This window comes from Frigidibacter sp. MR17.14 (assembly GCF_037095735.1).
GTDB lineage: Bacteria > Pseudomonadota > Alphaproteobacteria > Rhodobacterales > Rhodobacteraceae > Frigidibacter.
The window spans coordinates 1-24,700 of sequence record NZ_JBAWKD010000011.1; the positions used below are offsets into that span (position 1 = coordinate 1).

Annotated in this window: 22 protein-coding genes; 12 read left to right on the forward strand and 10 right to left on the reverse strand. The window is 69.7% G+C overall.

What is annotated here, in order from left to right; genetic code table 11:
* Window positions 1-68: 68 nt before the first annotated feature.
* Both V8J36_RS18945 and V8J36_RS18950 read right to left on the reverse strand, forming a co-directional pair.
* Window positions 69-677, reverse strand: a complete 609-nt coding sequence (locus V8J36_RS18945) for a hypothetical protein (protein ID WP_336468886.1) — start codon at window positions 675-677, stop codon at window positions 69-71.
* A 231-nt stretch (window positions 678-908) separates the two neighbouring features.
* Entirely contained in the window at window positions 909-1,697 is a 789-nt protein-coding gene (locus V8J36_RS18950; protein ID WP_336468887.1) for a HalD/BesD family halogenase, read from the reverse strand.
* 94 nt (window positions 1,698-1,791) lie between these two features.
* On the opposite strand from V8J36_RS18950, the gene V8J36_RS18955 reads away from it, so the two are divergent.
* The 3 genes from V8J36_RS18955 (at window position 1,792) to V8J36_RS18965 (ending at window position 4,653) form a co-directional block, all read left to right on the forward strand.
* Window positions 1,792-2,703 (forward strand): LysR substrate-binding domain-containing protein, encoded by a 912-nt coding sequence (locus V8J36_RS18955; protein WP_336468888.1) that lies wholly within the window; start codon window positions 1,792-1,794, stop codon window positions 2,701-2,703.
* 94 nt (window positions 2,704-2,797) lie between these two features.
* Entirely contained in the window at window positions 2,798-3,988 is a 1,191-nt protein-coding gene (locus V8J36_RS18960) for a glutathionylspermidine synthase family protein (protein WP_336468889.1), read from the forward strand.
* A 17-nt stretch (window positions 3,989-4,005) separates the two neighbouring features.
* Window positions 4,006-4,653, forward strand: a complete 648-nt coding sequence (locus V8J36_RS18965; RefSeq protein WP_336468890.1) for a DUF1190 domain-containing protein — start codon at window positions 4,006-4,008, stop codon at window positions 4,651-4,653.
* Between the two features lie 70 nt (window positions 4,654-4,723).
* Here the strand turns inward: V8J36_RS18965 and V8J36_RS18970 are convergent, their stop codons facing one another.
* From V8J36_RS18970 to V8J36_RS18985, 4 genes are all read right to left on the reverse strand, one after another.
* Complete coding sequence (locus V8J36_RS18970; protein ID WP_336468891.1) at window positions 4,724-5,659, reverse strand: sugar-binding transcriptional regulator; 936 nt, start codon at window positions 5,657-5,659, stop codon at window positions 4,724-4,726.
* A gap of 107 nt (window positions 5,660-5,766) precedes the next feature.
* Window positions 5,767-6,699: a TIM barrel protein gene (locus V8J36_RS18975; protein WP_336468973.1), complete on the reverse strand. Its 933-nt coding sequence runs from the start codon at window positions 6,697-6,699 to the stop codon at window positions 5,767-5,769.
* Window positions 6,700-6,707: 8 nt separating this feature from the next.
* Window positions 6,708-8,219, reverse strand: coding sequence for a glycerol-3-phosphate dehydrogenase (locus V8J36_RS18980; RefSeq protein WP_336468892.1), 1,512 nt, complete (start codon window positions 8,217-8,219; stop codon window positions 6,708-6,710).
* A 1-nt stretch (window position 8,220) separates the two neighbouring features.
* A complete protein-coding gene (locus V8J36_RS18985; protein ID WP_336468893.1) occupies window positions 8,221-9,849 on the reverse strand; it encodes an FGGY-family carbohydrate kinase in 1,629 nt (542 codons plus the stop codon).
* A 529-nt stretch (window positions 9,850-10,378) separates the two neighbouring features.
* Here V8J36_RS18985 and V8J36_RS18990 point away from each other — a divergent pair.
* From V8J36_RS18990 to V8J36_RS19005, 4 genes are all read left to right on the forward strand, one after another.
* A complete protein-coding gene (locus V8J36_RS18990) occupies window positions 10,379-11,053 on the forward strand; it encodes a DUF2291 family protein (RefSeq protein ID WP_336468894.1) in 675 nt (224 codons plus the stop codon).
* Entirely contained in the window at window positions 11,050-12,606 is a 1,557-nt protein-coding gene (locus V8J36_RS18995) for a sugar ABC transporter ATP-binding protein (RefSeq protein ID WP_336468895.1), read from the forward strand. The genes V8J36_RS18990 and V8J36_RS18995 overlap by 4 nt, the downstream gene beginning before the upstream one ends.
* An 11-nt stretch (window positions 12,607-12,617) precedes the next feature.
* A complete protein-coding gene (locus V8J36_RS19000; RefSeq protein ID WP_336468896.1) occupies window positions 12,618-13,652 on the forward strand; it encodes an ABC transporter permease in 1,035 nt (344 codons plus the stop codon).
* A 102-nt stretch (window positions 13,653-13,754) separates the two neighbouring features.
* On the forward strand, window positions 13,755-14,717 hold the full coding sequence (locus tag V8J36_RS19005; protein ID WP_336468897.1) for a D-ribose ABC transporter substrate-binding protein: 963 nt from the start codon (window positions 13,755-13,757) through the stop codon (window positions 14,715-14,717).
* 54 nt (window positions 14,718-14,771) lie between these two features.
* Here the strand turns inward: V8J36_RS19005 and V8J36_RS19010 are convergent, their stop codons facing one another.
* Entirely contained in the window at window positions 14,772-16,100 is a 1,329-nt protein-coding gene (locus V8J36_RS19010) for a PLP-dependent aminotransferase family protein (protein WP_336468898.1), read from the reverse strand.
* Between the two features lie 104 nt (window positions 16,101-16,204).
* Between V8J36_RS19010 and V8J36_RS19015 the strand changes: the two genes are divergently transcribed.
* Genes V8J36_RS19015 through V8J36_RS19035 form a run of 5 tightly spaced genes read left to right on the forward strand, consistent with a single transcriptional unit; the run spans window position 16,205 to window position 20,956 of the window.
* On the forward strand, window positions 16,205-17,155 hold the full coding sequence (locus V8J36_RS19015) for a nitrate ABC transporter substrate-binding protein (protein WP_336468899.1): 951 nt from the start codon (window positions 16,205-16,207) through the stop codon (window positions 17,153-17,155).
* Between the two features lie 23 nt (window positions 17,156-17,178).
* Complete coding sequence (locus V8J36_RS19020; RefSeq protein ID WP_336468900.1) at window positions 17,179-18,060, forward strand: ABC transporter substrate-binding protein; 882 nt, start codon at window positions 17,179-17,181, stop codon at window positions 18,058-18,060.
* Between the two features lie 53 nt (window positions 18,061-18,113).
* Window positions 18,114-18,965, forward strand: a complete 852-nt coding sequence (locus V8J36_RS19025) for an amino acid ABC transporter permease (protein ID WP_336468901.1) — start codon at window positions 18,114-18,116, stop codon at window positions 18,963-18,965.
* Window positions 18,965-19,726, forward strand: coding sequence for an amino acid ABC transporter ATP-binding protein (locus V8J36_RS19030; RefSeq protein WP_442902511.1), 762 nt, complete (start codon window positions 18,965-18,967; stop codon window positions 19,724-19,726). Before V8J36_RS19025 ends, V8J36_RS19030 begins: the two co-directional genes overlap by 1 nt.
* A 51-nt stretch (window positions 19,727-19,777) precedes the next feature.
* Window positions 19,778-20,956 carry a M20 aminoacylase family protein gene (locus tag V8J36_RS19035; protein WP_336468902.1) on the forward strand — a complete coding sequence of 393 codons (1,179 nt, stop codon included), beginning with the start codon at window positions 19,778-19,780 and terminating at the stop codon, window positions 20,954-20,956.
* A 57-nt stretch (window positions 20,957-21,013) separates the two neighbouring features.
* Here the strand turns inward: V8J36_RS19035 and V8J36_RS19040 are convergent, their stop codons facing one another.
* From V8J36_RS19040 to V8J36_RS19050, 3 genes are all read right to left on the reverse strand, one after another.
* Complete coding sequence (locus V8J36_RS19040) at window positions 21,014-21,784, reverse strand: carbon-nitrogen hydrolase family protein (RefSeq protein WP_336468903.1); 771 nt, start codon at window positions 21,782-21,784, stop codon at window positions 21,014-21,016.
* A gap of 132 nt (window positions 21,785-21,916) precedes the next feature.
* The gene (locus V8J36_RS19045) at window positions 21,917-23,470 is read right to left on the reverse strand and encodes a rhodanese-like domain-containing protein (protein WP_336468904.1); all 1,554 of its coding nucleotides are present in this window, start codon (window positions 23,468-23,470) and stop codon (window positions 21,917-21,919) included.
* A gap of 11 nt (window positions 23,471-23,481) precedes the next feature.
* A complete protein-coding gene (locus tag V8J36_RS19050) occupies window positions 23,482-24,699 on the reverse strand; it encodes an acyl-CoA dehydrogenase family protein (RefSeq protein WP_336468905.1) in 1,218 nt (405 codons plus the stop codon).
* Window position 24,700 lies beyond the last annotated feature (1 nt).

The following is a 24,700-nucleotide window of genomic DNA, read 5'->3' on the forward strand; positions in this document are numbered from 1 at the left end:
CGAACTCACGCTGGTCAGCGTGTCGGTCAGCAGCGCGGCGGTAGAGCGGGTCTGCTGGTCGCGCATGGTCACACCCGGTCCGAGGGGTGCAGGCGCATGGGGGCGGGCGCCGGGCTGCCGGCCTTGGCGAAGCGCACGGCCGCGAAGCCCAGCAGCGCAGCACCCCCAAGGAACAGGGCCGGGTTGCGCCGGGCAAGGGCGTTCGCCTCGCCGATCATCTGGCCAAGGTCGCGGTCGCGGATGCCGTCAGAGACATCGGCCAGGCCGCGCGCGAGGAAGGCGATCGAGCGTTCCGAGGCAGAGCCGCCCTGCATGTCCTGCGCCGCGCGCCGCAGGGCCGAGGCGGCCTCGGCCATGTCGTCGGCGACGCTGCCGCGGGCCGCCTCGGCCTGCGCCTTCGCGCCTTCGACCGCCTCGCCCAACCGGGCGCTGGCGGCAGCGCGCAGGTCGGAGGCGGTGCCCTGCACGGCCTCGCGCGCCTCCTCGGCCAGCCGCCGGGCGTCGGGCGTTGCCGGCTTCGGTGCCGCGGGAGCCGTGGCGCCAGTGCCGGTTGCGGGGCTGGCTTGCGTGGATGGGGTGGTCACCGGGCGCAGGCCCTGGGTGCCGGGCTGGCTGGTTCCGGGCTGGCTGGCGCCGCCCTGCGCGGGGCGGCCCTGCGGGGGCATGTGGTCGGTCATCGGATTACCTCGACTGCTGCACGCGCCACGTGGTGGGCCGTCAAGGCGACCGCGCGGGCAGGCAAGGCGCGTCCCGCCGCCGGGCGCACAACCCGGCGATGCGCCCGGCCCGGGCGCGACGTGACGATCCTGAATTTCCCCCCTCGCGGCGGCCCCGGCACACCGGGTGGCCACGCTTCTGCAATCAAACCCGCAGGCCCTCTCGCCGGTTCCCTGCGCCGATGGTGGTCCTCAGGCGGCGCGCCCGTAGAAGCCCACCTGCTCCTCCTTCGTGAAGCAGACCGCCGGGCGGTCGTAATAGGAGAAGACGGCGATGTAGCGCGCCCGCTCGCCCTCGCAGCGCGTGACCCGGTGCAGCGTGTCGCGCCCCAGGAAGATGTTCAGCGTGCCGGCAGCCATTGCGAAGGATTTCACTTCCGGATCGCGCCCTTCCAGCGCCGCGGCAACCCCGTCGTGGTTCGGATCCGCGGCGCTGCGCAGGTTGGCGCGATACTCGTTGCGTCCGCCGCCGCTCGGCTCCTGCAGCAGCAGCGTGGTGGTGAATTCCGAACGGTCGAAATGCCAGTTCAGCGCCTCGCCATGCCCGTATTTCATCACGTTCATCCGCGCGAGTGCGTCGCGCATCGGGAAGAGCGCGCTCTTGCCCAGCACCGCCGCCAGGAACACTGCCAGTGGCGGCCAGTCGTAGACCCAGGCCGGGACCGAGGTCGGGATCTGGTCCCAGCAGACGGTGTGGTTGATGGTCTCGACCTTGGCGAGCGCCGGGTGGTCGGGCGACAGGCCGGCGACGCTGTCGGTGAAGTAGACGTTGTGGGCGCGGCGGTGGACGAAGGCCAGCCGGTCCATCACCGGCACGATCTCGGCCAGCGCCTGCGCCAGTGCCGCGGGGCGCAGGAAGCCCGGCAGGTTCGCCATCCCGCTCGCCGCGATCTCGGCGCGTGCATTGTCGACAAGCGCCAGCCAGTCCGGCGATCCCGGGCGGTCCAGCGGATAGCGGTCGAGGTCGATGATCTGGTCCATGGCATGCTCCTGACGGCCTGTGACGACAGGGTTGACCAAGCCAAGGCGTCGCTCAATAACAGAAAATCTGTCCCTGCCTCAGGAAAACTAGGCCATGCCAGGCCCGCTGCCGCCGCTGAATGCCCTGCGCGCCTTCGAGGCCGCCGCCCGCGCCGGGGGCTTTGTCGGCGCCGCGCGCGAGCTTGGCGTCTCGGCCGCCGCGATCAGCCAGCAGGTGCGCAATCTCGAGGTGCATCTGGGCCTGACCCTGTTCCGCCGGCGCAACAACGGGGTCGAACTGACCGACGCCGGGCGCGAGGTGTTCGCCGGCGCGGCCGAGGCCTTCCGCGCCCTGTCGGAACTGGGCAGCCGCGGCCTTGGCGGGCGGATGCGCAACCGGCTGGTGATCAGCGCGCTGCCCTCGGTCGCCGAGCGCTGGCTTGCGCCGCGGCTCGCGGCCTTCGCCCGCGCGCGACCCGGCTTCGCCTTCACCCTGCGGGTCGAGGAGGACCCGGTCGACTTCGCGGGGGCGGGCATCGACCTGCGACTTTGCTATGGCGCGGCGCTCTATCCCGACTTGCCCGGGAGGGTGCTGGCGACGGATGCGGTGGTGCCGATGTGCAGCCCGGACTGGGCCGCGGCGCATCCGGCGGCGCTGGCCGATCTTGCCGCCGCGGGGGACGCCGATCTGATCCACACCGACTGGGGGCCGGTCTTCGGCTCGAACCCGGGATGGGAGCGGTGGTTCGCGACAGGCGCCCGTCCACGGCCGCGCCCGGGCAGCGGCACGGTGGTCGGAACCTCGGCGCTGGCGCTGGACATGGCCAGCGCGGGACTTGGCGTGGCGCTTGGCCAGCGGATGCTCGCCGGTGCGGATCTCGCGGCGGGGCGGCTGCTGGCGCTGGCACCGGAGGGGATGGCGATGGGGCATCCCTATCGGCTGGTGACCGCGCCGGGCCGCACGCCACGGCCGCTGCTGTCGGCGCTGATCGACTGGCTGGTCGCGGGGCTGTCACCCGAAGGGTGAGGCCCTGGGGCCGCGGCGGCGGCAAATTCCGCCCTGCCACTGGTATGTGGCACCCGCGTCGCCTACCTCGGCCGCAGAACCGGCAGGAGGACGGATGCGGAAGATCGAGTTGCCCGAGCGCGCGGGCTGGCGGGCGCGGGCGAAAGAGCTGGGGTTCACCTTCGCGGACATGCATGGCGAGCCCTACTGGGACGAAAGCTCCGCCTACGAGTTCACGCTGGACGAGATCGAGGGCGGGATTGAGGATCCCGCGACCGCCCTGCACGCGATGGTGCGCGAGGCGGTGGCCGAGATCGTGGCCGACGACAAGCTGATGGCCCGGCTGGGCATTCCCGAGGCGCATCGCGATCTGGTTGCCGACAGCTGGCGGCAGGGCGAGCCCGAGATCTATGGCCGCTTCGACCTGGCCTGGGACGGCACCGGCCCGGCCAAGCTGCTGGAATACAACGCTGACACGCCGACATCCCTGTATGAAAGCGCCTCGTTCCAGTGGAGCTGGCTCGAAGACCAGATTGCCGCCGGGGTGCTGCCCGAGGGCGCCGACCAGTTCAACGGCCTGCACGAGGCGCTGGTCGAACGGTTCCGCAGCCTCTTCGCGAAGGACAGCGACCTGCACTTCACCGCCGTCGGCGGCAATCCCGAGGATTACGCAACGGTCGAATGCATGGGCTGGGCCGCGCGCGAGGCGGGCCTGGGCGCGCATTACTGCGATCTGGAGAAGATCGCCCTGTCGGACGAGGGTCAGTTCCTCGACGATCAGGACCGGGTGATTGGCACGCTCTTCAAGCTCTACCCGTGGGAAGACCTGCTGCGCGACGACTATGCCGCGCATCTGGCGGGGTCGGGATGCCGGATGCTGGAACCGGCGTGGAAGGCCGTGGTGTCCAACAAGGGCCTGCTGCCGGTGCTGTGGAAGATGTTCGAGGGGCACGACAACCTGCTGCCCGCCTTCTTCGCCGACGAGATCGTGCTGCGCACGCCGGCGGTGAAGCGGGCCGAGGCGGCGCTGGCGCGCGGCATGGTCGAGAAACCGCTCTTCTCGCGCGAAGGCGCCGGGATCCGCATCGTCGAGAACGGGCAGGAGACCGAGGCCTCGGCCGAGGGCGGCTATGGACATCACCCTCGCATCGTGCAGGCCTATCACCCGCTGCCGGTCTTCGACGGGTTCCGCCCCGTTCTGGGGGCTTGGGTGGTGGGCGAGGCCTGCGTGGGTCTTGGTCTGCGCGAGGATCGCGGCCGCATCACTCAGGACCTGTCGCGGTTCAAGCCGCATTACATCCGCTGATCCCCGGGAGGAAAGACATGACCGAGACCGCCCCGATCCCCGCCCCGATCCCTGCACAGACCCCGGATCAGATCCGGGCCCCCCGGCGCAAGCGGTCCCGCGCCGTCGCGCTGTCGATCCTTGGCGCGACCGCCTTCGCGCTGGCCGGCTGCCGCGACGACACCGTCGAGGCCGAGGCCTTCCCGGACCTCGCCTCGTGCAAGGCTGCGGCTGCCGCAGGGGGCGTCATTTCGTCCTCGGACTGCGAAACAGCCTTTGCCGAGGCGCAGGCGCTGCACGCCGAATCCGCGCCGCGCTACGACAGCCAGGAACTCTGCGAGCAGGAGCATGGCGAAGGCGCCTGCGGGTCCGAGGTTCAGGCGACAGGCGGCGGGGCCGGCTCGATCTTCATGCCGATGATCGCGGGCTACCTGATCGGCTCGATGCTGGGCGGAAATCGCGGGATGGCGGCGTCGCAGCCGCTCTACCGCACCTCGGACGGCCGCTTCACCAACGCCGCCGGAACCACCGCCTACAATTCCAATTCGGGCAAGGGGCAGATGGCCAGCAGCCAGTTCGCCCGCCCTGCGGCGACGGCGGGCAAGCCTGCGATGACGAAGGCCACCGTCGCCTCGCGCGGCGGCTTCGGCGCGACCGCCGGCGCGCGACCGACCTTCGGCGGCTGAGACCCGATCCGGCGCGGCAGCAGTCGGGCCGGCCGGGTCCGGTCCGCGTCCCGGCGGCCGGGACCGCGGATCAGTCGAGCAGCGCCCGCGCGGTCAACTCGTCGGTGATCAGGCCCGACAGCCGGCCCGAGCGCAGCACGGCGCGGATCGCCTCGACCTTCTCGGGTCCGCCGGCGATCGCCACGATCTCTTCCTGCCGTTCGGGGTCGTGACCGACGGCGAGGGTGCGGGCAGAAAGCGCGGTTTCGATCACGCTGCCCGAGGCGTCGTAGAAATCGCCCAGCATCTCGCCCCGCGCACCGGCGGCGGCGATCTCGGCGATCTCGCCCGGTTCGATCATCCGCGATGTCACAAGCTGCGCGTCGATGTCGACAGTCCCGATGCCGACGATCTTCAAGGGGGCCGCCTGCGCCATGCGGAACACCTCGTCGACGCCGCGTTGTGCCAGCAGCACCTCGCGGTCCTCGACGGTGTTGGCGAAGAAGGGCACCGGCATGACATAGGCGCGCGCGCCGGTCTTCTCGGCCAGCCTGTGCATCACGTCATGCGGGTTCGCCGCGAAATTGCGGGTGAGCCCGCCCAGAAGCGAGACGAAACGCAGGTCGGGCGCATCGAAGCGCGGCAGCTGCCGCGTCACCTCGGCCAGCGTCCGCCCGTGGCCAAGACCGATGGTCGAATGCTCGCCGCTTTCCAGCTGGCGGCGCAGATAGGCCGCCCCCGCCAGCGACAGCGCGCGCAGCGGCAGCCCCTCTTCGCCGAGATCTGGCGCGACCTCGCACATCTCGAGCCCGTAGCGGTCGTAAAGCCGCGCCTCGAGCGCCACGCATTCGACGATGTCGCCCTCGATCGTCACCTTGACGTTGCCCTCGGCCACCGCGCGGGCGATCAGCCGGTGGGCCTTGACCGAGGGCAGGCCCAGCCGCTTGGCGACCTTGGCCTGGGTCAGGCCGCCCACATAATGCATCCAGGCGGCCCGGATCGCGAGGCTGTGGTCGCTGTCGTTCATCTGTCGTCCCCGGGGGCCTGCCGCCCGATTGCGGGCAGGACAGCGTAAACCGCTGGCGGGTGGGGGAAAAGCCCCGACGCGCCCGGCCCCGGCGCCGGCCCGCCGGCCTAGAGATGCAGGTGCTGCTGGCCGGTGTCGATATGCGGGGCCCAGAAGGCGATGCTTTCGGCGATCTGCGGGATCACCTCGCGGTCATTGGGCTCGCGTTCCTTGAACGACAGTTCAAGGCAGATCTCATTGCCCCGCGCGCCACCCTCGGCAAAGGCCGCCAGCAGCGGCTCGGGCTGGATCCTGCCCTTGGCGTTGAACGCCGCGGTGAAGGGGCGGTGCCCGCCCTTGTCCATCAGCGACTGCTTGATGTGGATGATCGGGCTCACCTTCGGCACGGCCCGGGCCCAGGCGTAGGGGTCGTAGTCGTCGGGGTCGTCCGAGGTCACGTCGCCGTGGTCGATGTCAGCCATCATCCACATCGGGATCGCAAGCCCGGCCGCGGTCAGCCGGTCCTGCAGCGCGAGGCATTCCGCGATCGTCTCGCCGAATTCGCGGGCGATGCTCATCGGTTCCCAGAACACGAAGTCGAGCCCGGCAGCGTGGCCGTGTTCGGCGACCTCTGCCCAGCAGTCGATGGCGATGCGGATCATCTCCTCGCGCCGGGCGGGGTCATCCTGCTCGCGGTAGGTGAGGATCGCGAACTGGGTGCCGACCGAGCTGCCGCCAAGGTCGGCGGTCACATCGGCGAAGGTCTTGAACCAGTCGACGTAATAGCGGCGCACGTCTCGGTCGGGATGGCCGAAGTGGTTGAGCCGCCCGTAGGGCCCGGTCATGCCCGAGGTGACGCGCACGCCCGTGCGGTCCATCGCGGCACGCATCTGCCGCGTCAGCCTGCGGATCGTGGCCGCGGGCCACGAAGGGTTCACGAATTCATGGGTCAGCTGCAGGTCGCGGATCCTGAGGTCGCGGGCCACGCAGTCGATCAGGTCTCCGGGTTCCGCGAAGCGGTTCACCAGCGGGTTGGTGTTCAGCGACAGGGTCAGGTTCATGTTCGCGCTCATGCCGCGATCCCCTCGGCCCTTGCCTCGAACCATTCGGTGAAGGCGGCGATCTCGGCCTCGGTCATGTCGAGACGGTTCTTGGTGCGCCGCCACAGGATGTCCTCGGGTGTGCGCGCCCACTCGTGGCGTACCAGCCAGGCGACCTCCGCCTCGTAGAGATGCGCGCCGAAATGCCGCCCGAGTCCGGCGAGCGAGGTCGCGTCGCCGATGATGCGGCCGGTCAGCGTGCCGTAGCGCCGGCCGTAATATTCGCGCAAGGTTCGCGGCATCCAGGGATGGGCGGCCTTCAGCGTCTCGCGCCAGCTTTCGTAATCCGCGCCGGGCATGTCGCCGCCGGGCAGGGGGGCGTCGGCCGTCCAGTCCGGGCCCATCTGCGGGAAGACCTTGTCCAGCCGGTGCATCCCGCGTTCCGCCAGCTCGCGGAAGGTGGTGATCTTGCCGCCGAAGATGTTCAGAAGCGGCGCGCCCCCGGTCTCGTCCAGATCGAAAACATAGTCGCGCGTCACCGCCGAGGGGTTGCCCGCGCCATCGTCGAAGAGCGGGCGCACGCCCGAGAAGGTCTCGAGGATGTCCTCGCGGCGCAGCTTCTCCTTGAAGTAGCGGTTCACGCAGTCGAGCAGGTAGTCGATCTCGCGCGGCTCGATCGCCACGTCCTCGGCCCGCCCCTCGTGGGCGATGTCGGTGGTGCCGATCAGCGCTTTGTCGCCCTCGTAGGCGTTGATGAAGATCACCCGCTTGTCGTGGTTCTGGACCAGATAGCTGTGCGGGCCCTCCCAGAATTTCGGGACGATGATGTGGCTGCCCTTCACCAGCCGCACGTTGCGGGTGGAATTCGCGCCGGCGACGCGGGTCAGCACGTCTGTGACCCAGGGGCCCGCCGCATTCACGAGGCATCGGGCCGAGAAGTCGCGGGTGGCGCCGGTCAGCCGGTTCTGCACGGTGACGCGCCAGCGCCCGCCCTCGCGCCGGGCCGAGACCGCGGGCGAGCGGGTCAGGACCAGCGCGCCGCGCTCTGCCGCGTCGAGCGCGTTCAGCACCACAAGGCGGGCGTCGTCGACCCAGCAGTCGGAATATTCGAAGCCGCGGGTGTAGCTGTCGAGAAGCGGCGCGCCCTCGGGGTCGCGGCGCAGGTTCAGCATCCGCGTGCCCGGCAGCTTCCGCCGCCCGCCAAGGTGGTCGTAGAGGAACAGGCCCAGCCGCACCAGCCATGCGGGGCGGTCCTGCGGCGAATGCGGCAGCACGAAACGCAGCGGCCAGATGATGTGCGGGGCGGCGCGCATCAGCACCTCGCGCTCGATCAGCGCCTCGCGCACCAGGCGGAACTCGTAATACTCGAGATAGCGCAGGCCGCCGTGCACCAGCTTGCCCGAGCGGGACGAGGTGCCCTCGGCCAGGTCGTCCTTCTCGCAGAGCACCACCTTCAGACCGCGCCCGGCGGCGTCGCGGGCGACGCCCGCGCCATTGATGCCGCCGCCGACGACGAACAGGTCGACCTCTTCGATGGCCATGTCAGTGTCCTCCTTGCGCCGCGCGCGGGCCGGCCGCGGCGGGGGTCGTGTCATCGGTGGCAGGATCGGGATCGCGCGCCGCGGCGCGGGCCTGCGCGAGCTGCTCCCAGACCGGTTCGAGCCTGTCGCGCGCCTGCGCGAAGGCTGGGAAGAGTGCGCCGTAGGTGCGGGTCAGGGCGGGGTCCGGGGCCTCGGCCGTGCCCAGAAGCGGGGTGACCCACTCGGCGATGCAGGCGTCCATGTCGGGATAGGCGCCGATGGCCACTGCGGCCATCATCGCGGCGCCCGCCGCCCCGGCCTCTTCGCGGGCCGACACCCGGACCGGCGCGCCGACGGCGGCGGCCAGCACCTGGCGCAGGGCCTGGCTGCGGGCGGCGCCGCCGGTCAGCCGCAGCTCTTGCGGCAGCTCGCCCATCGCGCCGTAGCAGTCGCGCGCGGCCAGCCCCAGCCCCTCGACCACCGCCCGGATCAGGTCGGGGAAGCGGTGATGGGCGGAAAGCCCGATGAAGCCTGCGCGGGCGTCGGGGTTGACCATCGGGCCACGCTCGCCGGCTTCTGAGATATAGGGCTGGTAGAGGATCTGGCCGGGCGCCGACCGCGCCATCCAGCCGTCGATGCGCGCGACGAGGTCCGCGGTGTCCTGCGGCTGGCCGAGGTCCGCCATCAGGTCGGCGGCCACGCGCAGCGCCCAGTCGATGTTGAGCGTCGCGGCCATGTTCGTCTGCACCTGCGTGACCATGCCCGGTGCCGGCAGGCAGATGACATAGCCGGAGCTGCGGTCGAGCCGCACCGCCGTGTCGCGCACCGCGCGCATGTGCACGCCGGTCGAACCGATGGTCGAGCAGGCTGCCCCCGGCGTGCCGGTGTGCACCCCCGCGCCCAGCGCGGTCATCACCATGTCCACATAGCCGAGGCAGACGGGTGTGCCGGTGCGCAGCCCGGTCGCCTCAGCCGCCGCGGCGGTCAGGGGGTGCGTCCGCTCGGTGCCCTCGAGGATCTCGGGCATCAGGCGGCGGCGATGGGTCAGGCCGATCGCCTCGATCGCGATCTCGGAATAGGTCCGCGTGCGGAAGTCGCCGAAGGTGAAGCTCGCTTCGCTGGGGTCGGTCGCGCGGATGCCGGTGAGATTGAGGTAGAGCCAGTCCTTGCAATGCAGCGCCACCTCGGCCCGGTCCAGGCGCGCGGGGCAGTGACGGTCCATATGGGCCATCTGCGCGCTCATCTGGCAGGTGTTGATCGCGGTGCCGGTCGCGTGGAAATGCGCGCGGATCTGCGGGCTGGCGGACAGCTGCCGCGTCGTGCCGGCCGCGCGGGCATCGAGCCAGAGCCAGGCATCGCCCACCGGCGCGTTGTCCGCGCCGACCAGCCAGGTGCCGTCGCCCTGCGCGGTCACTGCCAGCGCCGCGGTGCGCGCGGCAAGGTCTTTGATGCGATCGCCCAGGCCGCGCAGGGCGCGGGCGCAATCGTCCCAGGTCTGGCGCAGGTCCTGCGTCGCCGCGCCCTCCGCCGTGGTGGCATAGCGGTTGGGCACTGCCGCCGCGGCGATCTGCGCGCCCGACAAGGTGAAGGCCACCGCCTTGATCACCGAAGTGCCGGCGTCGATGCCGATGATGATGTCGCCGTCAGACATGCCGGCCCCCGTGGGCAGCCGACAGTTGCGCCGCGCAAGGCGGATTGCCCATGCGACCTCCTCCCTTCCGGGCCCCAGCTCCTCCAGCCGATGGGGCCTGTTCGCGGCGGGGATGCCCCCGACGCTTGCCAGAAGCATACGCCGCACACCGCCTCTGTCGAGTGTAATTTTTTCCTTTTGTCGAAATTTATTTCAGCTAAGGTGACAGCAACGGATCGGGTGATCCGGCGGTGCCGACGGAGGAATCGGCCCCGCCAGCAAGGGGATCCCGGGAGGTTGTGGCCAGTCGGAAGTGTCGATTGGTCAGAGGGTTAAGGGAGGATGCCGGGCAGCGGGCGGAACCGTCTGCGCGGCGCAAGGACAGCCGGTCACCGCCAGATCCGACCGACTCGCCATTGGCGACGACGTCGCGGTCAGGCGACCACCGGCGCTTCGGCGGTCGACGCAGGCCTGCGGGCCCAAGGCGCCGATGTCCCTCCCTGAACGCAAACCGGCCGCCCCGAGGGTGGCCCGAGGGAGGAGCTTGGCGATGAGCGCCACGGAGATGTCTATGAAGCCCCGGGCCTCGGCCCCGAGCAAGGCGGCGGGCGGGCGTCGGCGGATGCTGATTCTTGGCGCGGCCGTGGTGGTGGTGCTGGCGGCGATGGCGCTGGACACGACGGTGGTGCGCATCGGGTCCGAACAGGACGCCCGCGTCGCGGGCTTCGATCCCGACAGCTTCGGCACCAAGGAATTCCCGCGGGTGCGCGACTACGTGACCGGCAAGGCGCCCGAGGCCGCCGAGCTGGCCCAGGCGCTGGCCGCGGACAAGAAGGCCGCTCTCGCGAAATACGGCAATGGCACCGCCGAGGCGATGCCGACCCTGCCGGTGCGCCTGACGGGCACGCTGGGCGAGGGCAAGGCGGGCATCTACGACATCGCGGTCGAGGGCGTTCCGGACGTGCGCATCCGCGTGCAGACCGGCCCCGCGATCAACGGCACCGACCTGCGCGACGTGCCCGGCGACATCGCCTTTGGCCAGTTCAAGAACCAGATCGAATACCAGAACGCAGGCGCAGGGCTGAACCGGGCGATGAAGGCCGCGGTGCTGGACGGGCTCGACAGCGCGTCGCTCAGCGGCCGCCAGATCACGCTCGCGGGCGCCTTCAAGCTGATCAATCCGAAGATGTGGCTGATCACCCCGGTCGAGGTCGATGTGAAATGACCGCGCATCAGGCCATTCCCCCGCAGCCCCGTGATGCCGCCCCCGGCGAGGTGGTGATGCAGGCCCGCGACATCGCCAAGCACTACGGCGCGGTGAAGGCGCTGAAGGGCGTGAACTTCGACATCCGCCGCGGGCAGGTGACCACGCTTTTCGGCGAGAACGGCGCGGGCAAGTCGACGCTGATGAAGATCCTGTCGGGCGTCATCCGCCCGTCCTCGGGCGAAATCCTACTCGATGGCGCGCCGGTCACCTTCGAGAACGCGACCGATGCCCTGTCCCGCGGCATCTCGATCATCCATCAGGAACTGGCGCTGGCGCCAAACCTGAACGTGCGGGACAACATCTTCATGGGGCGCGAGATCATCGGGCCGCGTGGCGGCGTCGACTTCGCCGCGGAAGAGCGCATCACCCGCGCGCTGATGGCCGAGCTGGAAGAGGACATCGACCCGCTCACGCCCTTGGAAAACCTTCGTCTCGGACAGCAGCAGATCGTCGAGATCGCCCGCGCATTGCAGGCGCGAAGCCGCATCCTGATCATGGACGAGCCGACCTCGGCGCTGTCCGCCTCGGAGGTCGAGGTGCTGTTCAAGGTGATCCGCGACCTGACCGCGAAGGGCGTCAGCATCGTCTACATCTCGCATCACCTCGAGGAAGCGCTGACCGTCACCCATCACGCGGTGGTGCTGCGCGACGGCGAGATGACGGCCTATGCGCCGCGGGCCGAAATCGACCTCGAATGGATCGTGCGCAACATGGTCGGCGAGAACTTCGACCTGGGCTCGCCCCCCGACAGCCGCCTTGGCGCGCCGGCGCTGGCGGTCGAGGGGCTCTGCGTGCCCGATGCCTCGGGCCGTGGCCTTGCCGTCGATCACCTCGACCTCGAGGTGCGGGCGGGAGAGATCGTCTGCATCTACGGGCTGATGGGCGCGGGCCGGACCGAGATGATGGAAACCGTCGCCGGCCGCCTGCGCGCAAACGGCGGCACCGTGCGGCTGAACGGGCGCGATCTTGCGGGCCTTACCATCGCGCAGCGGATCGCGGCCGGGCTTGTGCTGGTGCCCGAAGATCGCCAGCGCGACGGGCTCGTGCAGACGATGAGCGTGGGCCAGAACCTGTCGCTCGCCTCGATCGGCAGCTTCACCCGCGGGCTCTTCACCTCGCGCCGGGCCGAGGCGCAGGTCGTCGCCGACGCGATCCGCGAGGTCACGGTCAAGACCGCCGGCGGCGGGGCGATGATCGGCTCGCTGTCGGGCGGGAACCAGCAGAAGGTGGTGATCGGCAAGATGCTGGCCACCCATCCGCAGGTGATCCTGCTCGACGAGCCCTCGCGCGGGATCGATGTCGGCGCCAAGGCCGAGGTGTTCCGCCTGCTCGCCCATGCCGCGAAGGACCGCGGACTGGCCGTGGTCTATTCGACCTCCGAGGTCGGCGAATGCCTGTCGGTCGCCCACCGGATCATCGTCATGCGCCGGGGCCGGATCTCGGCCCAGTTCGACCACACCGTCACGAAGGAAGCGATCATGGCCGCCTCTGGCGAAGCCGTGCATCACTGAGGGAGGCCATTATGGCGGACATCACCAATTCCAACGCCGCGACCCGCAGGCCCCGGATGAACATCGGCCACATGCTGCTGGAAGGCCGCGCCTTCTTCGCACTGGTGGCGATCATCGCGACCTTCTCGGTCCTGTCGCCGGTCTACTTCAGCCTGTCGAACTTCCTGATCATGTCGTCGCATGTGGCGATCTTCGGGCTTCTCGCCATCGGCATGCTGCTGGTGATCCTGAACGGCGGGATCGACCTGTCGGTCGGCTCGACCCTCGGGCTCTGCGGGGTCGTCGCAGGCTTCCTGATGCAGGGGGTCGAGGTGCCGGCCGCGGGCGTCATCCTTTACCCGCCGGTCTGGGCGGTGGTCGTGCTGACGCTGGCGCTTGGCGCCGCGGTCGGCGCCGTCAACGGGATCCTGATCGCGGTGTTCCGGGTGCCGGCCTTCGTGGCGACTCTGGGCATGCTCTATGTCGCGCGCGGCGTGGCGCTGCTGATGACCAACGGGCTGACCTACAACAACCTTTCGGGCAGCGAGGCCCTCGGCAACACCGGCTTCGACTGGCTGGGCTTCAACCGTATCGGCGGCGTGCCGATCGGGGTGATCGTGCTGGCCGCGGTGGCGCTGGCCGCCGGGCTGATGCTGGCGCGCACCGCCTTCGGACGCTGGCTCTATGCCTCGGGCGGCAACGCCCGCGCGGCGGAACTGTCGGGCGTGCCGACGCGGCGCGTGCAGATCGCGGTCTACATGCTGTCGGGGATCTGCGCGGCGATCGCGGGGCTGGTGCTCAGCTCGCAGCTGACCTCGGCCGGGCCCACCGCAGGCACCACCTATGAGCTGACCGCCATCGCCGCGGTCGTCATCGGCGGCGCGGCGCTGACCGGCGGGCGGGGCAATGTCCGCGGCACGATGCTGGGGGCCTTCGTCATCGGCTTCCTCAGCGACGGGCTCGTAATCATCGGCGTCTCTGCCTACTGGCAGACCGTCTTCACCGGCGCCGTCATCGTCCTCGCCGTGCTGCTGAACAGCCTGCAATACGGCCGGAGCGAGCGCTGATCGGGCCCTGATCCAGAATTTCGCGATCCCGGCGCGAGGAGGCGCCGGGGCGCGAGTTACCCGCCGGTCCGCCGGCACAAAGACACCCAAGGGAGACCAACCATGATGCTGACCAAGCGCGCCCTGATCGCCGCTGCCGCCCTGATGCCCTTCGCGATGCCGCTGATGGCGACCACCGCGCTGGCCGATGGCCTGATCTCGATCATCGTCAACGACCCGTCGAACCCCTACTGGTTCACCGAAGGCGAGGTCGCGAAGAAGACCGCGGAAGAGCTGGGCTACACCGCCAATGTCGGCGCCCACAAGGGCGACACCAATGCGGAATCGAACCTCGTCGACACGGCGATCACCAACAAGGCCAAGGCGATCATCCTCGACCCGGCCAATGCCGACGGCTCGGTCGGCGCGGTGAAGAAGGCCGTCGCCGCCGGGATCCCGGTCTTCATCGTCAATGCCGAGATCAACCAGTCGGGTCTCGCCAAGGCGCAGCTCGTGTCGAACAACGCGCAGGGTGCGGCCCTCGGCGCGCAGGCCTGGGTCGAGGCGATCGGCGGCTCGGGCTCCTATGTCGAGCTGTTCGGCGCACCTTCTGACAACAACGCCCAGACCCGCTCGAACGGCTACGAGACGGTGCTGACCCAGTACCCGGACCTGACCAAGGCCGCCAAGGAGGTCGCGGACTGGGACCGCACCAAGGGTTACACCAAGATGCAGTCGATGCTGCAGGCTAACCCTGACATCAAGGGCGTGATCTCCGGCAACGACGAGATGGCGCTTGGCGCGATCGCGGCGCTGAAAGAGGCGGGCAAGCTGAAGGACATGGTGGTCGGCGGCTTCGACGGCTCGCCCGACGCGGTGGCGGCGGTGAAGGCGGGCGAGCTGACCTACACCGTGCTGCAGCCGGTCGCGATCTTCTCGGCCGAGGCGGTCAAGCAGGCCGACCACTTCATCACCAAGGGCGAACTTTCGGTGGCGGATGAAAAGCAGCTCTTCGACTGCATGCTCATCGACAGCTCGAACGTCGATGCCTACACCGGCCCCTTCACCCTCAAGCAGGGCAGCTGACGCCTTACGCTCCTCCTCCCCGCTGCGACGGAACGGGGGGCCTCGGCCCCCCGTTCAGCTGTCCGCAGCCGCCAGGGCCAGCGCCTCGGCGATCCGCTCGTGATCCTGCGCGACCATGCCGCTGGCGAAGCGGATGTGCGAGACGCGGCGCACGCTGTGGCGCTGGCCCGGGCTCACGGCGATATTGCGTGCGGCCAGGGTGACGATGGCGAAGGACTCCGAGGCGACCGGCAGCCAGGTCGACAGCCCCCGGCCGAAATCGTGCTCGAGCCCGTGGTTGCGCGCCGCCGCCTCGAGCCTCGCGTTGCGCTCGCCATAGGCGGCGCGCGCGGCGGCGACCTGCGCCTGCGTGGCGGCATCGCGCAGCAGCCAGGCGGCCGCACCCTGCAGGATCCGGCTGGTCCAGCCCGACGAGAAGCTGCGATAGGCCTTCACCTGCGCCACCAGTCCGCGCGTCCCCGACAGCACCGCAAGCCGCAGGTCCGGCGCCAGCGTCTTGGCGAAGGACAGGACGTGGATCACCCGGTCGGGGAAGCGCCCGCCCAGCGATTGCGGCGGCACCGCCGCCAGATCGCCAAGCCCGTCGTCTTCCAGGATCAGCGCATCGCTCGCCGCCAAGAGATCGCCGAGCACCGCCAGCCGCGCCGGCGAGACGCAGCGCCCCGTCACCGCGTTCAGCCGCGGCTGGTAGAGGAACAGCACCGGCTTCTGCGCCAGTACCTGGGCCAGCGAGTCCGGCCGCGGCCCCTCGGCATCGCATTGCACGGGCAGGATGATCGCGCCGATGTTCTCGAGGATGTCGAGGTGGCGGATCGCCGTCGGATCCTCGACCGCGACCCGGGCACCGGCCAGCGACAGGGCCTGCAGCACGGTGTAGACCGCGCTGTAGCCGCCGTTCGTGGCCAGCATTGCCTCGGGCTCATAGGGCCAGATCGGGGCGAGCGCCTCGGCCAGTTCCGGCAGGATCGGCTCGCGCGCATAGCTGTTCAGCCCGTCCACGGCGACGCCATGCGCCATTGCCGCGCCAAGCGGCGGCAGCAGGCTGCGGTCCGGCACTGCCAGCGTCAGGTCCAGTGCCGAGGGGCCGAAGTTGCCGATGTTGCCGAAGCGCGTGGGCGCGGTCATCGTGCGCTCGCCCGTCACCCACATGCCGCCGCGCCCGCGCCCCGACAGGATCCCAAGCCGGCGCAGGTCGCTCCAGGCGGCGGAGATGGTCGCCGGGCTGATCCCCAGTTCCAGCGCCAGATCCCGCACCGGCGGCAGGCGGGTGCCGACCGGCAGCGCGCCGGCTCGAATCAGCGCCCGCGTCTCGAGTGACAGGCCGTTGGCCGAGGTGTCGCCTATTTTTTCAGCAAACCAGGCGGCAGTGATCGGGTCGGACATGGGCTCTCCGGGACTTTAAATGTTCAGTATCATAATAACATTTGGATCGTCAATTCTGATCATTCTACCACAGCATCCGGAATGTTCACCGAAGGACGGATGCCGTGACCCTTACCCTGCGCCTCGCGCTTCGCGACTGGGATTACATGACGCCGCTGGTTCTGGGCGAAGTGACCTCGGACCGGCTGAAGGTCGAGGTCGATCGCGTGGGCACGCTGGTCGGCCACATCGGCCGCGACCCCGATCACGACGCCGCCGAGATGTCGTTCAGCCGTTACACGCAGATGCGGCTCGACAGCGACGACAGCGTCACCGGCATCCCGAACTTCATCATGCGCGGCTTCCGCAACCGCTGCGTCATCACCCGCACCGACGGCCCGACCTCGTTCGCCGCGCTGAAGGGCGCCCGGATCGGCGTCACCGGCTGGCGCGATTCCGGCAACACCTGGACGCGCGCCGTGGTCGCCCGCGACGGGGTGGGGGTCGAGGACGCCTTCTGGTATGCCGGCCGCCTGACCGAGGCGCATCCCGTCACCGACCGGCTCGACGGCTTCGGCCGCCCCGGCCGGATCGAGGCCTGCCCCGGCGAGCGCCCGATGGTCGAGCTGCTGAAGGAAGGCTTCCTCGACGCGGTCTTCACCCCGTTCATGCCCGCCGGCTTCTTCGCCCCGAACAGCGGCATGCGCCAGGTCCAGCAGGACTTCCGCGCCGCCGAAAAGGCCTATCTCGACGAGGTGGGCTATGTCCCGGGGATGCACCTGATCGGCATCAAGTCCGAGATCGTCGCGGCCCATCCCTGGGTGATGGAGGAGCTTTCGACGATGATCGACCGCTCGCAGGCGATCTGGGACGAGAAGCGGCAGAAATACGCGGAGACCACTCCGTGGATGTTCGACGAGTTGCGCCGGTGCAAGCAGGACCTGCCGGCAGGTTGGACGGACAGCGGCATCGCCGCCAACGAGAAGATGATCAATGATTTTGCCCGTGAACTGCACGTTCAGGGCATCGCCCCCCGGCAGCTGAGCGTGGCCGAGCTGTTCCCGCGCTTCGTCTGACCCTTTCTGACAGGACATATCTCATGAAGACCTTCGCATCCCTTCTGCTGGCCGGCACCGTTCTGGCGACCGGCGCCGTCGCGCAGGACGCGGCGCCCGAGATCAAGATGGACCAGGCGCTGCACGACCGCCTGCCCGAGGCGGTGAAGACCGCCGGCAAGATGATCTCGGTCAACAACGGGTCGTTCCCTCCCTACGAGATCGTCGAGGGCGACCACATGACCGGCGCTTCGGCCGACCTGACCGACGCGCTGGAAAAGCTGCTGGGCGTCGAGATCGAGCATGAGACGGTGGGCGGCCTGCCGGCGCTGCTGACCGGCGTCAACTCGGGCCGCTACCAGTTCGCCTTCGGCCCGATCGGCGACTTCAAGTCGCGCGAGGAAGCCAACGACTTCGTGGACTGGGTGCAGGAATTCGTGGTCTTCGCCGTCAAGACCGGCAACCCGAAGGGGATCGTTTCGCTCGACACCGCCTGCGGCACCCGGATCTCGGTCATGGCCGGCGGCTCGGCCGAGCGCGTGATCAAGGCGCAAAGCGACAAATGCGTGGCCGACGGCAAGGACGCGGTGACGGTCCAGTCCTACACCGACCAGCCCTCGTCGGTGCTCGCGGTGCGCTCGAACCGCGCCGATGCCTTCTTCTCGTCGCAGGCGCCGCTGACCTATTTCGTGGCGCAGGCCAACGGCCAGCTGGAACTGACCGGCGTCGGCGAGAAGAACGGCTTCGACAACCTCTATCAGGGCGCAGTCGTTCCGAAGGGCTCCGAACTCGGCCCGGTCCTGCTTGACGCGGTCAAGGAACTGCAGGCCAACGGCACCTATGCCGTGATCATGAAGAAATGGGGTCTCGAGAACAACATGCTCGCGGAACCGGGCATCAACCTTGGCGGGGTGATCCCGAAATGAGCGAGGCCCCGCGCCAAACCCCGTCGCCTTCGGGCGGCGGGGAGTTCCGTGACGTGGCGAGCGCGCATGTGCCGTTCCCCGTCACCAAGCTGGTGCTCTGGGCACTGGTGCTGCTGATCGCGGCCGATTTCGCCTGGATCTGTGCCAACAACCCGAACTTCGGCTGGCCGGTCATCGGCGAATATTTCTTCAACCCGGAAGTCATCCGCGGACTTGGCACCTCGCTTGGCCTGACCGTCGTCGGCATGGTGCTGGGCACGATCATCGGCCTGATCGTCGCGGTGATGAAGATGTCGGACAACCGGCTGGCGCAGGTGCTGGCCGGGCTTTACGTCTGGTTCTTCCGCGGCACGCCGCTGCTGGTGCAGCTGATCTTCTGGTACAACATGTCGACGCTGTTCCCGACGCTGTCGATCGGGCTGCCTTTCGGCCCGTCCTTCGGCGGCTGGGACACGAACAGCGTCATCACGCCGCTGACCGCCGCGGTTCTGGGCCTTGCGCTGAACGAGGCCGCCTACATGGCCGAGATCATCCGCGGGGGCCTGCTGTCGGTCGATCGCGGGCAGGCTGAAACCGCCTCGGCCTTCGGCATGACCCGTGGTCGTGCTCTGCGCCGGATCGTGATCCCGCAGGCGATGCGCTCGATCGTGCCGCCGACGGGCAACCAGCTGATCTCGATGGTCAAGGCGACCTCGCTCGTCTCGGTCATCGCGATGTCGGATCTGCTCTATGCCGTGCAGTCGATCTACAACCGCACGTTCGAGATCGTGCCGATGCTGCTGGTGGCGGTGATCTGGTACCTGATCATCACCTCGATCCTCAACGTGGGCCAGGGCTGGATCGAGCGCTATTACGGCCGCAGCGACCGGCGCAACCGGGTCGTCCAGCCGGCGGGAGAGGTCTGATGGAAGCCATCGTCCAGGCACGCAACGTGCACAAGGCCTATGACGACCTGCAGGTTCTCAAGGGCATCGACCTTGATGTCACCCCGGGCGAGGTGGTGGTGATCCTTGGCCCCTCGGGCTCGGGAAAGTCCACCTTCCTGCGCTGCATCAACCATCTGGAAGAGATCCAGAAGGGCGCGATCCTCGTCGACGGCCAGCAGATGGGCTACGAGATCCGCGGCGACCGGCTGGTGAAGCTGTCGGCCAATGGCGTGGCCAGGCAGCGCCGCGGCATCGGCATGGTGTTCCAGAGCTTCAACCTCTACCCGCACATGACCGTGCTGCAGAACATCATCGAGGCGCCGGTCGGCATCCACAAGGAGCCGAAGGCGCAGGCGGTGGCCTATGCGCGGGAACTGCTGAAGCGCGTGGGGCTGGCGGACAAGGAGAATTCCTATCCCCGCCAGCTGTCCGGCGGCCAGCAGCAGCGCGTGGCCATCGCCCGCGCTCTGGCCGTGCGCCCGAAGGTGATGCTCTTCGACGAGCCGACCTCGGCGCTGGACCCGGAACTTGTGGGCGAGGTGCTGGCCACGATGAAGGATCTGGCCAGGCAAGGCCTGACGATGATCGTCGTCACCCACGAGATCGGCTTCGCCCGCGAGGCCGCGGACCGGGTCGTGTTCATGGACGGCGGCGTGATCGTCGAACAGGGCAAGCCCGAGGATGTGCTGGTCAATCCCCAGCATCCGCGCACGCAAAGCTTCCTTGCGCGCTTCATCTGACCCTCCGGGCCGCCCCTTGCCGGGGTGGCCTTCGACATTCAGGACTGACCAATGCTTGACGACAATGCCTTCGCCCGGGTCGCGGACTTCGAGGCGAAGAAGGACGAGCTGATCGCGATCCGCCGTCACCTGCACGAAAACCCCGAGTTGTCGCACCAAGAGGCCGAAACCGCCCGCTTCGTCGCCGACAAGCTGGAAGGCTGGGGCTACGAGGTCACCCGCGGCGTCGGCGGCCACGGCGTCGTGGCGCGGCTGAGCGCCGGCACCGGCACCAAGGGCATCGCGATCCGCGCCGACATGGACGCGCTGCCGATCACCGAGGCGACGGGCGCGGCCCATGCCTCGAAGGTGGCGGGCGTGATGCATGCCTGCGGCCATGACGGGCACACCACGGTGCTGCTGGGTGCGGCCGAATACCTGGCCGCGACCCGCCGCTTCGACGGCACGGTCACGCTGATCTTCCAGCCGGCCGAGGAATCCTCGAAGGACTCGGGCGCGCTGCGCATGATCGCGGATGGGCTCTTCGAGCGCTTCCCCTTCGACGTGATCTACGGGTTGCACAACCACCCCGGCGCGCCCGAGGGCACGATCCTGACCCGCAACGGCCCGCTGATGGCCGCCGCCGACACCGCCTTCATCCGGGTGAACGGCAAGGGCGGCCATGCCTCGCGCCCGCATCTGACCATCGACCCGCTGGTCGTCGCCTGCCAGATCGTCGTCGCTCTGCAGACGGTGGTGTCGCGCAGCGTCGACCCGACCAAGGCCGCGGTCGTCACCGTCGGCACGATCAAGGCCGGCGAGGCGGTGAACGTCATCCCCTCGCACGCCGAGTTCGCGATTTCGATCCGCAGCTTCGAGCCCGACGTTCGCGCGGTGCTGAAAGAGCGCATCACCGCCCTGACCACCGCGGTCGCGCAGGGCTTCGGTGCGGTCGCCGAAATCGAGTATGACGCGGGCTATCCGGTCGTGTGCAATTCCGAGGCCGAGAACGAATTCGCGACCGAGGTCGCGCGCGAGCTGATCGGCGCCGACAAGGTCGCGGTCTGCCCGCTGATCCCGGGGTCAGAGGATTTCTCGCACTACCTCGCGCACAAGCCGGGCGCCTTCCTGCGACTGGGCAACGGCATGGGCTCGGCCATCCTGCACAGCCCGACCTATGACTTCGCGGACGAAAGCCTCACCACCGGGGCGGCGCTCTGGGCGCGGTTGGTCGAGAAATACCTTCGCTGACGCCATGCGGTCCCGCGGCGGTTCGCCACCGCGGGGCCGCCTGCGCAGGCATCGGCCTCAGGCGCCGCGCCAGTCGCGCGCCTGGGTCGACAGCACGGCCTCGGGGATCCGGGCGATGCTGTCGAGATCGACGATCAGCAGCGCCTCGCCGTCACCGGCCGTGGCAAGCGGCCGGGCATCGGGGCCAACGACGAAGGACTGGCCGCTGAACGCAAGCCCGCGTTCCGAACCGCACCAGTTCGCATAGGCGATGACCAGCCGGTTCTCATAGGCGCGGGCCGAGACCAGCACCCTTTGCACCAGCTCGAATTCGATGCCGTTCGCCGTCGGCACCAGGATCATCCGCGCCCCCGCGGCGGCCAGAGCCGCGGCATGGCCGGGGAATTCGACGTCGTAGCAGATCAGCATCCCGGTCGGCACGCCCTCGACCTCGAACACCGGATAGGCGCAGGGCGCGGGCGTGAAGCTGTCGCGCTCCATCGCGCCGAACAGCTGGATCTTGCGGTGATGGCCGATGCGCCGGCCCGTGGCGTCGAAGCTGGTCGCGGCGTTGAAGACGTTGTCGCCCTCGCGCTCGGCCCAGCCCAGCGTCACGCCGCAGCCAGCGGCGCGCGCCAGCGCCGCGACCCGCGTCATCCACGGCCCGTCGAGCGGCTGCGCCAGCGTGCCATGCAGGTCGGGCCGGTTGTAGCCGGGCAGGAACAGCTCCGGCAGCACCAGCATCCGCGCCCCGGCTGCGGCGGCCGAGGCCAGCAGCGCCGCGATCCGCGCGAAGGCCCCCTCGATGTCGCCATCCGTCGGATGGCCCTGATACATGGCAAGCTTCATCGGGTCCTCTCTGAGGGGCGCGGGCGGAGTCTCCGCAGACGCGGCACCTTCGCCCGGCCCGCCGGCAGCCGCAAGCGGGCCATCGCGCGCAGCGCATGTCTGCGCCGCCGGTGGGCCGCCGGTCAGCCTCGGTCAGCCGTCGCTGGCCTGGGGCGCGGCGCGGATGACGCGGAAGCGCGAGACGCCGTCATTGGCCAGCTGCGCGACCAGCCCCAGTTCCCAGTCGATATAGGCCTGCATCTTCTCGGCCGCGTTGTCGGTGCCCTCGTAGGGGCGCTTGTAGGCGTCGTTCGGGACCGAAACCGCCCGGCTGCCGGTTTCGAGCGGCCCGTGCCAGCCCGCGGTGCCGCCGGCCAGCACATGCACCGGGCGTGGCGTCGCCCCCCGCGCCTGCACAAGGTTGGCCGCCGCGACGCGCCCGTCGGGCGAGGTCAGCACGATCGGCCCCTCGCCCGGCAGCGCCGCGAGATCGCGGGCCAGATCGGGGCCGGAAACCCAGTGCGCCCCGGGCACATGTCCGCGCGCGTGCTCTGCATGGCGGGCGAGATCGGCGATGGTCGCGCCTTCGGGCGCGTGGGGCACGGTGTCGACCTCGGGCGCCCAGCCGGGGGCGGGGGCGGGCGGCACGAAGCCGCGCGGGTCGTCGATCACCGCGGCGTCCCAGCCCATCTGCACCAGCCAGCTTGCCGCCATCCGCGCGCGGGTGCCGTCGTCATCGTAGAGCACGACGCGGGCGCCACGGGTGCCCAGCCATTCGTCGGTCGCCTGCACCAGCTGTCCGCCGGGGGCCGAGACGAAGCCCGGCGGATGGCTCAGCGCATGTTCGGCGGGCGTGCGCACGTCGAGAAGGTAGAGCGTGCGGTCGCCCTCGGCCGCCCAGTCGGTCAGGGTCGCGGCGTCGATCACCGGCACGCCGACATGCGCGGTCCAGTCGTGGGCGCGCTGTCGCGCCCGCGCCCGGGCGTCCTCTGACGGATCGGCGCCGCGGGCCCGTGCCGCGGTCTCGACCGAGAGCCCGGCCAGTGTCCAGCCGATGGTGCCGTTGCGCAGCGCGACGACCCGGTTCGGGATGCCGGCGTTGATCAGGCTCTGGGTGCCGATGATGCTGCGCGTGCGCCCGGCGCAGTTGACGATCACCAGCGTCTCGGGCGAGGGCGCGATCTCGGCGATGCGATAGACAAGCTCACCGCCCGGCACCGACTGGCCGCGCGGGATGCTCATCGTGCTGAACTCCTCGTAGCGCCGCGCGTCGAGCACGACGAGGTCGTCTTCGCTGTCGAGCAGGCGCTTCACCTCTGCCGCCGGCAGCGAGGGCGTGTGGCGGATCGACTCGACCAGTTCGCCGAAGGCCTTCGAGGGCACGTTGACGTCGATGTAGATCTCGCCCTCTGCGGCATAGCCGGCCAGGCCGCCGTCGAGGACGGCGACATCGGTGTAGCCCAGCGCGGCCAGCCGGGGCAGGGCGGCGGCGGCATAGCCTTCGCCGGCGTCATAGACGACGACCGGGGTCGAGAGCCGGGGCACCAGCCGGGGCAGCGTCACCTCGAGCTCGCTCACCGGCACCGACAGCGCGAAAAGCGGGTGCCCGTCGGCATAGGGGCCTTCGGGGCGCAGGTCGATCAGCGCGATCTCGCGGTTCGCGGCCCATGCGGCGCGCAGGTCGCGCGGGGAAAGGGTGCGGGTCATGTGAACTCCTGTCAGAAGAAGGCGCCGGTCGGCGGCAGCGCGCCGTTCAGCAGATGGTCGCCGATCACCCGTTCCTTGTAGATCCGGGGGTTGTGCGCGGCGATGACCTTGATGTTGCGCCAGTGCCGGTCCAGCGCGCGGGAGTGCGACACGCCGCTGCCCGAGGCCACGTCGATCAGCAGCGAGGCGAGCGTCGCCGCCGTCTCGTCAGTGACGACCTTCGCCTCGGCGGCGGCGATGCTGGCCTCGATGGACAGGCGGTGCGCGTCAGGGCCCTCGGCCCGGGACCAGGAGTGGTCGAGCGCGGCGATCGCCCGGTCGGTGACGCCGAGGATCGCGGCGCGATGGGCAGCGATGCGGCCGATCACCGACTGGATCTCGGGTTCGTCGGCAGGGCGCTCGGCCAAAGCGTGATAGAAGTTGCGTCCGCGGGCCCGCACCAGCGCGATGGCGTCGGTGAGGATCCGGGTGACGATCCCCGAGATCACCGTGGTCAGGTAGACCTGATGGAAGGTGAAGGCATAGAGGAACGGCGCCTCGGGGTCGGGTTTCGGCAGGTCGTAGAGGTCCGCAGCCTCGATCCGCACCCGGTCGAACACGGTCTTGCCCGAGCCGGTGAGCCGCTGGCCGAATCCGTCCCAGTCGTCGTCCAGCCCCACGCCCTCGGCCGCGGTCGAGATGAAGAACTGGCGGGTGACGCCATCCGGGGTGCGGGCCGAGGCGAAGAGGTGGTCGGCATAGAGATTGCCGGTGGAATAGATCTTCGTGCCCGAGACGCGGAAGCCGGTGCCGTCGGGAACGAGTTCCGCCCCCGGTGTCTGGTCGCGGCTGCCGGCGGGCCCGCCCGCGGCCTCGGAAAAGGCGACGCCGAACATCGCGCCGGCATCGGCCAGCTTCAGCACCTTGGCCGAAAAGGGGGCGCCGGGCGTGCGCAGATGGCTTTCGACCGCGAAGAAATGGTTGCGGAAGACATGGGCGATGTTCGGGTCCGCCGAGGCCAGGTCGCGGGCCAGTGCGAAAAGCTCGGGCAGGGTGATGCCGTGCAGCCGCAGGGCGCCGAAGCCGCGCCGCTTAAGCTCCTGAATCTCATCGCGGGCCAGCGTCCGGCTGGTGTCGCGCGCGGCCGCGCCCTCGGCGAAGACCTGGAACAGGGTGTGCAGGCCAAGCCTGCGGGTCACCGGCGCCCAGTCCGGGGCGCTGGTCCCGGCGATGAACTGGTCGTGTCGCATG

Bases quoted from the DNA above. Each gene is read 5' to 3' on its own strand.
- V8J36_RS18945 (WP_336468886.1), bottom strand. From the start codon at position 677: ATGACCGACCACATGCCCCCGCAGGGCCGCCCCGCGCAGGGCGGCGCC.
- V8J36_RS18950 (WP_336468887.1), bottom strand. From the start codon at position 1,697: ATGGACCAGATCATCGACCTCGACCGCTATCCGCTGGACCGCCCGGGA.
- V8J36_RS18955 (WP_336468888.1), top strand. From the start codon at position 1,792: ATGCCAGGCCCGCTGCCGCCGCTGAATGCCCTGCGCGCCTTCGAGGCC.
- V8J36_RS18960 (WP_336468889.1), top strand. From the start codon at position 2,798: ATGCGGAAGATCGAGTTGCCCGAGCGCGCGGGCTGGCGGGCGCGGGCG.
- V8J36_RS18965 (WP_336468890.1), top strand. From the start codon at position 4,006: ATGACCGAGACCGCCCCGATCCCCGCCCCGATCCCTGCACAGACCCCG.
- V8J36_RS18970 (WP_336468891.1), bottom strand. From the start codon at position 5,659: ATGAACGACAGCGACCACAGCCTCGCGATCCGGGCCGCCTGGATGCAT.
- V8J36_RS18975 (WP_336468973.1), bottom strand. From the start codon at position 6,699: ATGAACCTGACCCTGTCGCTGAACACCAACCCGCTGGTGAACCGCTTC.
- V8J36_RS18980 (WP_336468892.1), bottom strand. From the start codon at position 8,219: ATGGCCATCGAAGAGGTCGACCTGTTCGTCGTCGGCGGCGGCATCAAT.
- V8J36_RS18985 (WP_336468893.1), bottom strand. From the start codon at position 9,849: ATGTCTGACGGCGACATCATCATCGGCATCGACGCCGGCACTTCGGTG.
- V8J36_RS18990 (WP_336468894.1), top strand. From the start codon at position 10,379: ATGAGCGCCACGGAGATGTCTATGAAGCCCCGGGCCTCGGCCCCGAGC.
- V8J36_RS18995 (WP_336468895.1), top strand. From the start codon at position 11,050: ATGACCGCGCATCAGGCCATTCCCCCGCAGCCCCGTGATGCCGCCCCC.
- V8J36_RS19000 (WP_336468896.1), top strand. From the start codon at position 12,618: ATGGCGGACATCACCAATTCCAACGCCGCGACCCGCAGGCCCCGGATG.
- V8J36_RS19005 (WP_336468897.1), top strand. From the start codon at position 13,755: ATGATGCTGACCAAGCGCGCCCTGATCGCCGCTGCCGCCCTGATGCCC.
- V8J36_RS19010 (WP_336468898.1), bottom strand. From the start codon at position 16,100: ATGTCCGACCCGATCACTGCCGCCTGGTTTGCTGAAAAAATAGGCGAC.
- V8J36_RS19020 (WP_336468900.1), top strand. From the start codon at position 17,179: ATGAAGACCTTCGCATCCCTTCTGCTGGCCGGCACCGTTCTGGCGACC.
- V8J36_RS19030 (WP_442902511.1), top strand. From the start codon at position 18,965: ATGGAAGCCATCGTCCAGGCACGCAACGTGCACAAGGCCTATGACGAC.
- V8J36_RS19035 (WP_336468902.1), top strand. From the start codon at position 19,778: ATGCTTGACGACAATGCCTTCGCCCGGGTCGCGGACTTCGAGGCGAAG.
- V8J36_RS19040 (WP_336468903.1), bottom strand. From the start codon at position 21,784: ATGAAGCTTGCCATGTATCAGGGCCATCCGACGGATGGCGACATCGAG.
- V8J36_RS19045 (WP_336468904.1), bottom strand. From the start codon at position 23,470: ATGACCCGCACCCTTTCCCCGCGCGACCTGCGCGCCGCATGGGCCGCG.
- V8J36_RS19050 (WP_336468905.1), bottom strand. From the start codon at position 24,699: ATGCGACACGACCAGTTCATCGCCGGGACCAGCGCCCCGGACTGGGCG.